The 14,093-nt window shown below is 39.1% G+C and carries 12 protein-coding genes; 8 read left to right on the forward strand and 4 right to left on the reverse strand.

Features of this window, described 5'->3' with window-relative positions:
• Positions 1-20 precede the first annotated feature (20 nt).
• Together JWG40_RS16255 and JWG40_RS16260 are read left to right on the forward strand one after the other, a co-directional pair.
• Complete coding sequence (locus JWG40_RS16255) at positions 21-437, forward strand: DUF1761 domain-containing protein (protein WP_205286827.1); 417 nt, start codon at positions 21-23, stop codon at positions 435-437.
• A gap of 154 nt (positions 438-591) precedes the next feature.
• A complete protein-coding gene (locus tag JWG40_RS16260; RefSeq protein WP_205286828.1) occupies positions 592-1,293 on the forward strand; it encodes an SGNH/GDSL hydrolase family protein in 702 nt (233 codons plus the stop codon).
• A gap of 2 nt (positions 1,294-1,295) precedes the next feature.
• Here the strand turns inward: JWG40_RS16260 and JWG40_RS16265 are convergent, their stop codons facing one another.
• The 3 genes from JWG40_RS16265 to pckA all read right to left on the reverse strand — a co-directional run bounded on the left by JWG40_RS16265 (position 1,296) and on the right by pckA (position 5,025).
• The gene (locus tag JWG40_RS16265) at positions 1,296-2,252 is read right to left on the reverse strand and encodes a Gfo/Idh/MocA family protein (protein ID WP_205286829.1); all 957 of its coding nucleotides are present in this window, start codon (positions 2,250-2,252) and stop codon (positions 1,296-1,298) included.
• 15 nt (positions 2,253-2,267) lie between these two features.
• Entirely contained in the window at positions 2,268-3,320 is a 1,053-nt protein-coding gene (locus tag JWG40_RS16270; protein ID WP_205286830.1) for a Gfo/Idh/MocA family protein, read from the reverse strand.
• Positions 3,321-3,432: 112 nt separating this feature from the next.
• Positions 3,433-5,025 (reverse strand): phosphoenolpyruvate carboxykinase (ATP), encoded by a 1,593-nt coding sequence (gene pckA / locus JWG40_RS16275; RefSeq protein WP_205286831.1) that lies wholly within the window; start codon positions 5,023-5,025, stop codon positions 3,433-3,435.
• A 70-nt stretch (positions 5,026-5,095) separates the two neighbouring features.
• Here pckA and JWG40_RS16280 point away from each other — a divergent pair, with 70 nt between their 5' ends.
• The 6 genes from JWG40_RS16280 (at position 5,096) to JWG40_RS16305 (ending at position 13,119) form a co-directional block, all read left to right on the forward strand.
• Positions 5,096-6,526: a glycogen/starch synthase gene (locus JWG40_RS16280; RefSeq protein ID WP_205286832.1), complete on the forward strand. Its 1,431-nt coding sequence runs from the start codon at positions 5,096-5,098 to the stop codon at positions 6,524-6,526.
• 55 nt (positions 6,527-6,581) lie between these two features.
• Positions 6,582-8,096 (forward strand): hypothetical protein, encoded by a 1,515-nt coding sequence (locus JWG40_RS16285; protein WP_205286833.1) that lies wholly within the window; start codon positions 6,582-6,584, stop codon positions 8,094-8,096.
• 247 nt (positions 8,097-8,343) lie between these two features.
• Positions 8,344-9,942 (forward strand): hypothetical protein, encoded by a 1,599-nt coding sequence (locus JWG40_RS16290; protein WP_205286834.1) that lies wholly within the window; start codon positions 8,344-8,346, stop codon positions 9,940-9,942.
• Positions 9,943-10,135: 193 nt separating this feature from the next.
• Complete coding sequence (locus tag JWG40_RS16295) at positions 10,136-11,743, forward strand: hypothetical protein (protein WP_232369437.1); 1,608 nt, start codon at positions 10,136-10,138, stop codon at positions 11,741-11,743.
• 132 nt (positions 11,744-11,875) lie between these two features.
• Positions 11,876-12,253, forward strand: coding sequence for a DUF1304 domain-containing protein (locus JWG40_RS16300; RefSeq protein ID WP_205286835.1), 378 nt, complete (start codon positions 11,876-11,878; stop codon positions 12,251-12,253).
• Entirely contained in the window at positions 12,250-13,119 is an 870-nt protein-coding gene (locus JWG40_RS16305; RefSeq protein WP_205286836.1) for an RNA polymerase sigma factor, read from the forward strand. Before JWG40_RS16300 ends, JWG40_RS16305 begins: the two co-directional genes overlap by 4 nt.
• On the opposite strand, the gene JWG40_RS16310 is transcribed toward JWG40_RS16305, so the two are convergent.
• The gene (locus JWG40_RS16310; RefSeq protein WP_205286837.1) at positions 13,087-13,983 is read right to left on the reverse strand and encodes an AraC family transcriptional regulator; all 897 of its coding nucleotides are present in this window, start codon (positions 13,981-13,983) and stop codon (positions 13,087-13,089) included. The genes JWG40_RS16305 and JWG40_RS16310 overlap by 33 nt on opposite strands.
• Between the last annotated feature and the right edge of the window lie 110 nt (positions 13,984-14,093).

Below are 14,093 nucleotides of genomic sequence, written 5' to 3' on the forward strand. Positions count from 1 at the left end.
TTATTAGAGGAAGATTGTTTATGTTAGAGATTTTTTTTAGTTTGAACTGGGTTGCAGTGTTATTGGCATTCTTTGTATATTTTTTCTTAGGTTATCTTTGGTTTACGATTTTGTTTAAAAGACCGTATCAAATTTCTCTCGGAAAAGAAAACGAAGTAGAACAAACGTTAGCGATGATTTTTGTGGTTGGCCCAGCTGTTTGCACAATTCTGATCATTCTAACAACAGCCATTTTATTTTCTTATTTACAGATCCATCAAACTATAGATGCACTAATTTGGGGAAGTTTGATTGGAATTGGATATTTGTCGGCGAATACCTTTAATATTGCCATCAATCCGAATATTCCAAAACCCATTCTATATGGTACCATTTCTAGTGTTTACCATCTTGTAGGGATCAACATCGCCTCTTTGATTTTAATTCAAAAATTCTAAGGTTACAAAATCAAAAAAGCCGTCATCTTTCTGATGAACGGCTATATATTCCCAACAAGAAACCGGGTGTGTTCAAGAAAAAGTATAGACTTATTTCCTTAAATAATCAATCTCAAATACGATTACATAAACCATATAGGAAAAGTTTTTTACATTGGAACAATCAATCAATAGAATTCTAGTTTTTACAGATTCCTTAGGAATGCCAAGAAGAGGAACACCAGTAGAATCCACTTGGACCGATCGATTACTTTCTCATTGGAAAAATAAAAGCCTAATTTATTTTAAAAATGGTCGAGGGTATACTTCAAATAATCTATTATACGAACTCGACGAAATCACGTTTCTAAAGCCCAATATTACAATTTTACAGTTGGGAATCTGTGATTGTACAAGAAGAGGTGTTCCACCTAAGATAGAAAAGTGGATTCGAATGATCCCTTATTTACGCAGATTTTTACTTAAATACATAAAAGAGAACAATTTTAAATTCACTAAAATCTTCGATTATAGATATATCTCTATGGATCAATTCAAAGAAAATATCCAAACTTCGATTAACCGCATCACAGAAATAAAATCATCAATGTTAATCATTGCGATTGCTCCGCCCGGTGACCATATGATTGAAAATGTTTTTAATATTGAAGAAGACGTAAAAACCTTTAATGCCGTTCTGAGCGAATTAGCCAACTGCAACAACAATGTAACCTTTATTAATCCATATGAGGGAAAGGTTGCTAAGGAAGTTGTTGTGGACTATGACGGACACCATCTCTCTGAAAACGGACATGATTTAGTTTTTAGAAAAATCAATGATTCAATATTTAATCTAACAAAAAATCATAATGAATAAACCTAGCTTTTGGAATCCTGTAAGCCATAGATAGAGGCACAAAGATCCATTGACGCTGTCGCTGCTTCAAGAGTTGCTAAAGAATAACTTTTACCTTCCAATAGATTCACAATTTGTTCGGCCTGGTAACGTAACCCAGGTTTATAATCACTATCGATTGAATCTGGTTCCACTTCAGTTAATCTGCGTTCCCCTCGACGTTGGATTCCTAGTTTTTCAAGTGGTCTCATTTCAAGTCTTGTTTGACGATTTGAAACTGTAACAACCCAAGGTCCAGGTCCATCCCAAACAGCTTGGTAAACACCGACATCCCCACTTGAAAATCGAACTACCGATACAACATTTCCAGGATGTTCTGGATTCCAAGGTGAAACAGAATCGACAGAAATAATATCTCCGCGACCAAACACAGTAAAATAATCAATCAAATGTATGGAGTTCGCATACATATAATTACTAACAACAAGTTCGGGTTGACCCATTTCCCTTGCAGACACCATATCTTGTTGATCAAGAATTGATATTAGTCTCGGGCTATCATCATTAGCGATTTCTACCAATGCTTGCCGCGTTGATGCGTATGATCTTCGATTTAGTGCAACGAATGCTTTTGTTTTGGTTTCTTGTGCTTTTTCTAAAATAGATTTTGCAATCGGTAGATTCACCCCAACTGGCTTTTCTAAAAAACAAATCCATGGGTATTGAAAACAATTGAAACAAATTTCTGGCATTGATAATTCGGTAACCGTTACAACAACTACATCAGCTTTTGTTTTTTGATACATAGCATCAATACTATCAAATGCCTCTGCACCGTATGTTAAAGCGAGTGCTTCAGCACGTGACTTGGTTCTGCTATAAACTCCAACAATCTGAATCGAAGATAAAGAAGCGAATGCCTTCGCATGTTCTGCAGCCATATAACCGGCGCCGATGATTGCAACTTTCCATTTTTTCACGATAAACTCTCTTGATTATGCCCAGTTAAATTTTTTATCTTTTGAAATCGCTGAACTATTGATAGCAACAGGAGTTCCACCATTTTCATGAGATGAATGAGCAGCGACTAAACATGCAATTGCATGTGCTCCAGCTTCCCCATCTGGAAAAGGTTGCCCATCCAATAATGCGTTCCACACACGAACCGTTGGCACAACTGTGTCCGCGGGCTCAATTTGTGTATTTATAATATCTACAGGCATTCCATAACGACTAGTTGGCAATTCGCGAAATTCGGCTTTACGAGCTGATATTCTTAAATCCCCAGTCAGTTCATCCACAAGGATTTGCCCATTACGACAAATATAAACAAGTTGCAGACCATAACCTGAATTAGATGAAAAATCAATGTACATAGAAGTGCCCAAATGATTTTTCGCAAGTAATCTGCCAGAACGATCTTCAAATTGTGGCCCTCGCGGGTTTGGCAACTGACCTTCTTCAAACCAAGCTTGAATGGTTTCCACATTTGTATCGGTCATATATCGGAACATTTCAAAATAATGACTCGCATTCATGGCAAGCCCAAAGTTAGAACCAGCAACAATGATACTCGATAGCGGACCAAGGCGATCACCATCTTGAATCAAAGCTTTCACCTGGGTATACTGTGGCATAAATCGCATCTGATGATTGATTGCCAAGATGGATCCAGCTTTATCGCAGGAAGATCTCATTCGCTCAACTTCCTCCAATGAAACTGCCATCGGTTTCTCACAGAGAATATATTTTACGCCCAATTCTGCAGCTGCACAGACATAGTCACAATGAAAAGGTGCGGTTGTTGCAATAACAAGGGCTGTTGGTTTTACATTTTTCAACATCACATTTGCATCAGTAAAACCTATAGAGTCCGCTAATTTGTATTCTTTTGAAACTGAAGCAATGACTTCTTCAGATACATCCGCAATACCACAAACCTCCATTTCTAGGTTTGTGACCGCTTGCAAGTGTCGAACGCCCATACGACCAAGTCCAATCACTGCGACACGCATACCCTTTGTTTTTTTAATACCTTCGTTGCTCATTTTAATCTCTTATTTTGTTCAATATAATAAAAAAGCCGCCTATCAAAAGACAGACGGCTTTTCAACATTTTAACCTTTAACTAAGTATAACTCAATTATAGGCTAATGCAACTTAGGCTACTGGGCCGTATTGGCTGTAGTCAAATTCTTTGGAACCAGTGAGGTATTTTTTGTAGTTCTCAACGAATTGTTTTGCGAGGTCAGCTGCGGTTTTGTCGTAGTCTTCTTTGTTTTCCCAAGCGTTACGTGGGTTTAGGATATGAGAATCCACACCTTCTACCGTTTTAGGGAAAGAAACTTGGAATACCGGGTGTTTTTCGAACTCGGATTTTTCAATGTTCCCGTTTAGGATTTCATTGATGATTTGGCGAGTTGCAGGAAGGTTCATACGTTTTCCTACACCATACTTTCCACCCACAAGTCCTGTGTTGATTAGATACGCGTTTACTTTGTGAGTTTTCATTTTTTCACCAAGTAACTTTGCGTAGTATGTTGGGTGAAGAGTCATGAAGGCCTGACCAAAACAAGCAGAGAAAGTGGCTTGTGGTTCTTTTACACCGCGCTCTGTGCCCGCAACCTTTGCTGTGTAACCAGAAAGGAAGTGATACATTGCTTGTTCGATAGAAAGTTTAGAAACTGCAGGAAGAACACCGTAAGCATCGTAAGTAAGGAAGATCACAGTGTTTGGGTGACCTGCTTTGGATCCTGGTTGGATGTTATCGATGTGAAAAATGGGATAGGATACTCGAGTGTTTTCTGTTTTTGCTGCAGAAGAATAATCTACTTTCTTAGAAGTTGCATCAAAGACTACGTTTTCAAGAAGGGCATCACGACGAATCGCTGCATAGATTTCTGGTTCTGTTTTTGGATCTAGGTTGATGGTTTTTGCATAACATCCACCTTCAATATTGAAGATACCATTATTGTCCCAACCATGTTCATCATCACCGATAAGGCGGCGGTGTGGGTCTGTGGAAAGAGTGGTTTTTCCTGTTCCTGAAAGACCAAAGAAAAGAGCGCTATCTCCATCTTTGCCAACGTTCGCTGAACAATGCATAGTAAGCACGTTTTTGAGTGGCAAGTAGTAGTTCATGACAGAGAAGATACCTTTTTTCATCTCTCCACCGTATTCAGTTCCACCGATGATACAGATTTTTTTTGCTAAGTGGAAGATTACGAAGACTTCAGAGTTAAGTCCGTGTTCTTTGTATTTTGCGTTTTTGTAACCAGAAGCGTTGATGATGGTAAATTCTGGATGGAGTTTTTCTAATTCTTCCTTAGTTGGGCGAAGGAACATGTTCGTGCAAAAATGGTGTTGCCAAGCTCTTTCCGTGACTACACGGAGAGAGATTCGTGTGTCATCGTTCGTTCCTGCGTGACCATCAAAAACATAAAGTTTTTTGTTATCGAGGAATTTGGTTACTTCTGTATAGAGTTCGTTGAAGATCGCTTCAGAAACCTTTGTGTTGACCGGACCCCACCAAATGTTGTTTGTGGAAGAAGGTTCATCGACAAAGTATTTGTCTTTAGGGGAGCGTCCCGTAAAAATCCCGGTATCTACCATCATCGTTCCATTATCAGAAGTTACGCCTTCTTTGTTGTTCAATTCGTGCTGGTAAATTTCTTCGTAAGATAAGTTATGGAAGACTTCGGATGGTTTAAGGCCTAATTCAGCAAGGCCGCGCAGATTAGTAGATACTGACATGGATCTCTCCTCGATTTCACTTTGTGTTTTTCTAGCTTCTTACTTTGCGAGTCGGTGTCAATAACAGAAAATGAAGATTCTACACGCATCTGCAGAATATTTTCCCTACATCAAGATGGGAGGCCTTGCCGATATGCTTGCTTCCCTCACCAAAGAACAGGCAAAATCGGAAGAAGTTTATGTCGCATTACCATTCATTGGTGGATTGGGGAAAGAGCCGCTTTGGACGGGCAAAGAACATCCTGCCCTTCTCCCCAGAGATGCCAAAACGGATTCTCTTGTGGTTTCGGTACTGAAGGCCTCTCGGTTTTTGGAAGCCGAAGAATCTGGGGTCAAGTTGTACTTTTTCCAATCGGACCTTTTCCGGTCACTGGATTCCATCTACGGACATGCCGAAGAACACTTTCGATTTGCTATGTTCTCTTACGCTTGTTATGCGTTAAGTCAAATTCTGAAAGTAGATATCTTTCATGCACATGATTGGCATACAGCCCTATCTCTTGCCTTACAAAAAGATTCCGCCTTCGCCATTCCGAGTGTGTTTACCATCCATAATTTGGCCTACCAGGGAGATCATCCGTTTTGGATGACTGGGTTTTTAAAAGAAGAACCCTTTCGTCTGGTCACAAGCCCGTTTGACCACGATGGCAAATGCAATTATATGAAGGCCGGGATTCTATCGGCTGGGCAAATCACCACAGTAAGCCCTGGGTACAGGGAAGAAACACTCATCGAACCCAATGGGTTTGGCCTCAGTTACTGTTTGAACCAAAGAGCCTCTGAATATTCGGGGATTCTGAATGGAATTGATACAGAGGAATGGAATCCAGAGAGAGACAAACGAATTTTCAAAACCTTTACCAAATCGAATTGGAAAGAAGGGAAACTAAAAAACAAACAAGAGCTGTACAAGGAAATTGGAAGACCATCTTTACCTTTGGATCTTCCTTTGGTGGGGCTCATTGGTCGGCTCACCTACCAAAAAGGATTTCCCACATTTTTAAAAGCGTTTCTTGAGAGACGCCATCTACCACATCGTTATGTGGTCCTTGGTTCTGGCGATCCAGAAACTGAAAATACTTTCTTTCATCTTTCGGAAACTTTCCCCGATGTATTTTATTTTTACAAAGGATACAACGAAAGTCTGGCTCATAAAATTGAAGCAGCCAGTGATTTTTTTCTGATGCCATCCCTCTTTGAACCATGTGGCCTAAACCAAATGTACAGCCATACCTATGGAACCATTCCCATTGTTTCTCGTGTGGGGGGTTTGCGTGATACGGTAGAAGAATCCAGTTTTTTAGAATACAAAACGGGAATTGTCTTTGAGCCGAATGACACGGGTTCGCTGGGGTATGCTTTAGAAAGAGCCAATGATTTGTTTCGATCAAAAGAAAGAGACATTGTAGTGAAAAACATTATGAAATTGGATTGGAGTTGGGAAAAAAGAAAAATAGAATACCAATCAGTCTATTTTAAAGCCATCGAATTTAATATTTAGTCAATTTCTTCTATTCATCAAGAAGGGTTCTGGTTTCGATTGTTATCATTCGTATATGAAGTTTTTCTATTTATCGTTATTTGTAATTTTAACTTTTTCAACATCCTGCAAATTAAGACTCAACAACCCGAGTGACCCCAACTCGCAAGATTTTTTCCTGACCCAACTTCTGAGAGCGTATTCGTTATTTGATCCCTGCCCTGGATTTCAAACTTGGAAAAAAACATATGGAACAGGAATCTATAAAACAACAGGATCCGATTTAATCGTTCTTTCGAATGGAGACTATTTGGTTTCTGGAATCACACAAGAATATTTGATTCCAGGTTCTTCTTCTGGAGTCACCAACAGTTTCACCGGAAGTGCAGGAATTACTCTGAATACATTCTTAATGAGAGTCTCACATACGGACGGTGCGATTCTCTGGGTAGATTATCTTGGGGAAGCCGTGGACGAAAGAAGTTATAAACCTAAATTAAGAAAGTATCCCAACGGAGATATCTCCGTTGCTTTCATTGTGACAGGAGCATCGCAACCAACCCCCCTCAATGCAAAATCAGGAATTGGAATTCCTTCTTTATTTGTCGGAAGGATTAGAGAGGATGGAACACGCGTTTGGTATACCTACTTTGATTCAGACAGCATTGGAGTTTATGTTGTCTCTGCCTTAGACCTATCCAATCGCTTGCATGTATTTATTGAGAATGTTGGGAGCCATTTAGCTTTTGTAGATGGGCCTGGCATTAGCAACTCTACTCTCGGCGGAGGTACTGACTCCGATTTCATTCATGTAGCCGTCAATGAAAATGGTACCATGGCATACCAAAGATACTTTTCTAGCTCAGGAAATGATTTTGTATTTGGAGCAGAAACCAACTTGTCTGGACTCTTTATCACCGGTGCATCAAACCAAAGTGTCAGTGGAACGACACATCCTAATGCTGGTTTGGTGGTTCCTTTTGTGATGAAATTGAATGAAGCAGATGGAACTATTCTCTGGTATACTTACTTGGGAATCGCAGCGGAAGGTGACTATGGAGATCCCAATCGTTTCCTAGTGAAGGATGATTTGATATATACTATCGGATCAGCTCGATTCACTTATGGAAGTCCCGCCGAACCCATCGTAGCAGCAGATGGAGTGAGAAAACATTTTGTTTTTTCCAAATTAAACACGAGCGGTGCAGTCCAATGGAATTCCTTTTTAGGAAATGCGACTGAAGATGTGTTAGCGATGACAGAAGCAGATCCTATCTTCCTTTCCTCAAACCAGCTTTTATTTAGGACACAAACCACAGAAACCAGCGGTCGTTTTACCTCCTCACCCGATGCCACCACTGGCGAGGGAACTGGTCCCTATACACTCGCTGATGTTTTGATCAACCCACAGACTGGAACTTTCAATCGCTTTCATTATTCTTCCAACTTGGTATCACCCAAGCAGGAACGAACGGAAGTGATGCGAGAGGTTTGTTTCGGAAAATTGGCTCGTTTGAATTATACAAAATTTTCTGCGACACCTTCTCCCAATCCGACTCAAATTTCCATAGAGAATGTGAGTTTACCTTAGCTGATTTTACTTTGCGGCCTTTCTCGGAGATTTTATCAGATTGTCCATGACCTCTTACTTAGATTGGCGGAAGTCTTGGCAAAGAAAGGGACCTAAGCTAGGACTATCCACAAGCCATAAACTTATTTTCTAATAAAATTCTGCAAATGACTTGAGAAACCATCTTATTTCTGTTCTCTTTTTAGAATCTAAATTGAAATAATTAATTTCCATTATTCCTTCTGGATCAATGGACTTGGAAAACCCAATGGTATCTTATTCGCAAACTCAGAAAACTCTTATCATCTTTTTTTATCTAATTTGGTTCAGTTTTTCCTTCGACCATTGTAAATTAAATTTAAACAATCCAAGTGATCCTACTTCCAGAAGTTTTTTTGAAACAGCAGTCATGAATACCTATTTAAGTTCTATCTGCAGTCCATTTATTAGAGGAAACGTAAGAATTGGAAGTGGTAATTATAAAGTATATCCCCACTCTTTACTTCCCTTAAAAAATGGAAACTTTGTAGTCACAGCAATCGTGATCGAACCAATTGTTTGGGCAGGCAGAACTAATGGTTTTAATTTTAGTTATACGGGAGCAACAGGAACCGATCCTGCCATCGTTATTTTTCAGGTCAATGGTCGATCCTTTGAAATTGAGTGGTTGGATTATTTAGGTGTACCTGCTTCCAACACCGAGAACTCTAACTTTTCAACACTCTCCGAATTTTCAAATGGTGATATTGGCGTTTTTACTCAAGTCACTGGAACCGAACAAATAGGAGCCATTTCACCAAAACTAAATTCAGAAGCCTTTATGGTCGCACGTTATTCAAGCTCTGGATCTCGCGTTTGGTTTACATATTTAGATATGGCCATCGGATCATTTTCCATTGGTAGTTTAAATCACATAGTAGATGTCAACGATCAAATGCATTTATTTTTTACCTCTATTAGCACAGGGACTAACACGCCAAACACAGTTGGAATTACAGAATTCCCCCTACCAACATTTTCATCTAATGGAATTTATGCGGGGCAACGTGAAATTGGTTGGGCAATTCTAAAAGGTGATGGATTACCAAAACAACAGCGTTTCATTCGCACGTCAGGTGATGCAGAAGTAATTTCAGCGTCTTATCAAAAAAACGGATATATATTGTTAGGTGGTAGCACAAACAACAATTTCGATAACTTTTTATCTCACCCAGCGGTCAATTATCAAAGAAGTTATGCTGCTTTACTTGCTCCAAATACTCAAGAAGTGCTAAACATCTCCTATCCTGGATCTACAAATTCTGCATTTAACCTTGGGAGTATTGAAGAGATGAAAGTAGGTTATGACGGATATTATGCGACAGGAACAAGTGCCGGATCCTTTGGTTCACCTACATACGATTATCAATATTTCCCATCAGGAAACACTCGAAACTACTTTTTCTTAAAGTTTGATTTGTTTGGAAATCTTATATGGAACCAATTTCTTGGGTCTACAATCACAAATGTAATGGAACAAACTCCAAGAATTGCTTATTTATCATACTTCGATGAAATACGTGTGAAACTTCTAGGAAATGCAAGTGGGGATCGAATGACAGGACTCGATCTTATTAGTTATGGTGCGGGAATCAATCCATACCAGGATATCACTTTACGAATTAACGGAAGGGCAGGTCGCTATGAATCCATTCGATATGAAACCAATATCTTTGTCACAACACCAGTTTCCGGACTGATCGGATTTAATATCAGTGTCCAAGATGTTTGTAATGGGAGGTTGTTATCCCTACGTCGTTACTTGAACTTTCCTGCAGAAAATGGATTTTTAGAAGTCTCCACCAAACCGGGAATCGAAGAACCATAAGTGGTAGAAAAATTTACTACAATCCTTCGTTAAATATCCTAATCCATGGCCAGTCGATTTTCAGTTACATATGATTTATTGAAAAAAACTCTCTTTTAGGGATTTAGACAAAGGGTTGAGAAATTAAAACCCTCTCGTTAAATGTCCAAAAAGCTTAACAACTTTCGTAGCAGAAAGAGAAATTATTTTGAACATGCAGCAAAAAGCGATCTCCTTAAAAAAGTTTTCTTCAATTTTCATTCTGACCATTCTCATTCAACAGTTTAACTTTTGTAAGTTGAATTTCAACAATCCCAGAGACCCTCAGTCACTCAGCTATTGGCAGACCTGGCTCTGGGAGGAATACCTTCGTGGATTATGTAATCCAAATTTGCGAGCTTCTGTCCGCTTAGGAACGGGGAATTACAGAGTCTATCCTTATAAATTACTCAAACTGAAAAATGGAAATTTTGCCATCACCGCTGGAGTTTTTGAAGAAGTTGTTTGGAATGGCAAAACTGCAGGAAAGAATTTTTCGTTTTCTGGAACAACCGGCACAGACATGAATTTGATTGTTTTTTTAGTCAATGGAAAGACATTCCAAATTGAATGGTTGGATTATATCGGTCAACTTGTCGCAGCCTCAGATAACAAAGAAGTCTCCCCGATTACAGAATTATCAAATGGTGATGTAGTTGCTGCCGCATACATTAAAAGTGTAGAACAAGGTACACCAATTTCTTCAAAATCGAATACAAATTCATTGGTTATGATTCGTTTTAATGGGAATGGCACTCGTGTTTGGAGCACCTATTTAGATAAAACAGATACCTCTATTGTCGAATCCAGGTTTGCACTGATTACCGATGGAGTAGACAATCTACATTTATTTTTCAATGGCAGAGCAACAGGATCACCGACTTCAGACATTTACGGTTTCAGCGAATTTCCAATTTTAGAAGTTGCATCTTATGCTCCCTATCTGAATACAGAAGAAATTGGTTGGGCAATGATTTCCGCGCAAGGAAATCCTATTAGACAAAGATACTTACAATCTAATGGCAGTGTCAGAGTGTTAAACGCGACTCTTGGCCCAGACAACTCCATCCTATTATTCGGATCTGCAGACGATAATTATATAGGCTACACAGGCCATCCATTACCTTCCTATAATTACCAAAGACCCATGGTAACAAAGCTTTCCATTTCTGATTTTTCAATGATAAATCGAACGTATCTTGGATCCATTAGTGCAAGCCATACTTTGGGAACCATCTATGGAATTGCGCCAGCTTCCGATGGTATTTATACAACGGGAATTAATGCCGGAGATTTTGGAACCTCTTTCCACCAATACCAGTTATATTCAGGATCATCAAATTTTCGAAATAATATTTTTTCTAAATTTGATTGGAATGGAAATCTACTTTGGAATCAATTCCTTGGTTCCACTACCACTGATACCTTAGAAATTCCACCTACGATCAGTTATATTACCGACACAAATACAATAAAAGCATTTGCATTCTCTTTAGCTGACGGAAGTCTATATACTGGGTTCACCGTTCCTACAACAGGTCGAGGAATTAACCCTTACCAGAGAACTACTCTAAATATAGCTGGTTCCAACGGACTTTACCAATCCATCCATTACGAAACTAGTTTTACCAATTATCCTCCTACTGGTGAACCTCTGCACTATACAATCGCATCGGCAGAGGCCTGCGGAGGCCGGATGGTGAAATTACAAAATATCTTAGATCTTAGCACTGAGGTGGGTGTTCTGGAAGTGGCAACGAGGCCAGCTATCGAAGAACCATAAAGTTAGTAAAAATGTATAAAATTCCTTTTCCCAAACAAAACGAAGAGAATTTTTCTATTTTTTTCTAGTAATTCTGTCACAAACGGTAAAATCAATTGTCCCAAGAAGAAAACAATTCTTTAGGAGAATTTTATGAAACTCACTTCTCTCATCCTCACTGGCTTTGTGGCCGTAGAACATGTGTTCATCTTAGTATTGGAAATGTTTCTATGGAAAACTGAATTTGGAATGAAAGTATTCCAACTGACACCAGAAACCGCGGAGATCACATCTAAATTAGCAAAAAACCAAGGTCTTTACAATGGATTTTTAGCTGCGGGACTTTTTTGGGCTCTCATTTTTATCAAAGATCAAAAACAACAATTCCAAACCATTTTATTTTTTCTTATATGTGTTGTAGTCGCAGGGATTTATGGTTCGGCAACAGCTAAGTTTTCCATTTTATTTTCACAAGGTTTGCCTGCTTTACTGGCACTGGTTGTACATTGGGTCGCAAATAAAAATAAATGATTGAGGATCCGCATCTTTCTCTATTAGAAAGTTCTCTTGCTGGAAAAACAAATGCGTTAGAAGAATTAATTCAAATCTTCCAACCAAAAGTTTTTTCTCTTGCATTGAAATTTTTATGGAATCCAGAGGATGCGGAAGATGCCACTCAAGAAATTTTGGTGAAAGTGATCACCAACTTAGGTGGTTTTCGAAAAGAAAGTAAACTCTCCACTTGGATCTACCGGATTGCAAGTAACCATTTGATCAACATACAAAAATCAAAAATGGAACGCCGTAAAGTGCATTTAAGAGCCGTGCGCGAAGAATTACACCGAACGCAAGCCCCCCACAATTCTCATTCCCATTTCCCTTTATCCCCAATGGAAGAAGAAACTTCGCCCAAAGTTTCTGAATTGGTTTTGCATGTCCAAGTTGCTTGCACCTATGCCATGTTACAAGGTCTTACAAGGCCCTATAGGATGGCTTATCTTTTAGGAGAAGTATTTCAAACTTCAAGTGAAGAAGGCGCCTCCGTGATGGGGGTTCGCCCAGAGGCCTTCCGCCAAAAGTTATCAAGATCAAGAAAACAAATGGAGGCCTTTCTTGGGAAGGAATGTAGCTTAACAAATGCAGAGAATCCTTGCCATTGTGAAAATCGAATCACATATGCCAAAAGAGCGGGCAGGATCAAATCCTATCTTAAACTTTCAGAACAAATGAAATTAGATGGCAGATGGAAAGAGATTAAACCAATGATGGCAGATACTTCCAAAATTCGGAAGGCCGCCGAGGTATTCCGAAGCCACCCGGAATACTTACCAAAAAAAAACCAATTGGAAAACATTCGAACTTTATTACACAACTCGTTTCCACTCACGACTCGGTGAATTCCCAAAAATTCGTTTATAAGCTTTCGAAAAAGAAAATGCGGACGCATAACCGACATTTTGTGCAATTTCCTCCAGACCCATATTCCCTTTTTGAAACATTTCTTTGGCTTTTTCCATTCTGAGTTTAGCCAAATATTCCATAGGAGGAATCCCGAGTACATCACGAAACCGGTTGGCTAAATTGGCACGAGAAACTCCAGTTTCTTTGGCCAAAGATTCAATCGTCCAATCCTTACTAAATCCATTGTGTAATTTTTCCAAGGCATACAACACTTGTGTGTCGTGGAAAGCTTTCACCCATCCTGCTTGTGAATCCACACGATTATTTAACCACATTCTTAACATATAGTATAATAAAATATCTGTTAACCTTTGTACGATTAAGTCAGTACCAAGGTTTAATTCCAATTCACGGGAAAGGATTTGAATGATATCTCCGAGGGCATGGTGTGCTTGTATGGTTTCATAAGGTATATGGATATAATCAGGTAATTCCAAAAAAAGTGGGTGAATGGGACCCGGTGGGACTTCATAACGAACGGAAACAAAGGTCGTCACGGGATTTTCTTTTTTGATCCGAATCTCTTTGTCACCTAAGAACCGCTCAATGGTCACAACTTTTGCTTTCGGGTCTGATAATAACTCGTGATTGGTTCCTCTGGTGATAAAGATAAGATCACCCTTATGAAGAGGAATTGTGGTTCCGTTCAGTCTCGCATAACAACTGCCTTGTGTTACCACATGGAAACCACCACTCTTTTCACAAGGGAAGTGAAACCCAAAACTATCAAAAATTTGCCCTTTGGAAAGAAGGTCGTTTTTCCAACCCGCAGAAGAAAGAATATCGGAAAGTAGATCCATAGGTCTTTTTTGGAAAAGAATTACCGAATGTCTAGTATTTTATACGATTGGATATATTTTTAATATTTTTCGACATAGACGGTCTAGATTTTTCAGAGTATATTAAAGGA

The sequence above is a fragment of the Leptospira abararensis genome (assembly GCF_016918735.1).
Taxonomy (GTDB): Bacteria; Spirochaetota; Leptospiria; order Leptospirales; family Leptospiraceae; genus Leptospira_A; species Leptospira_A abararensis.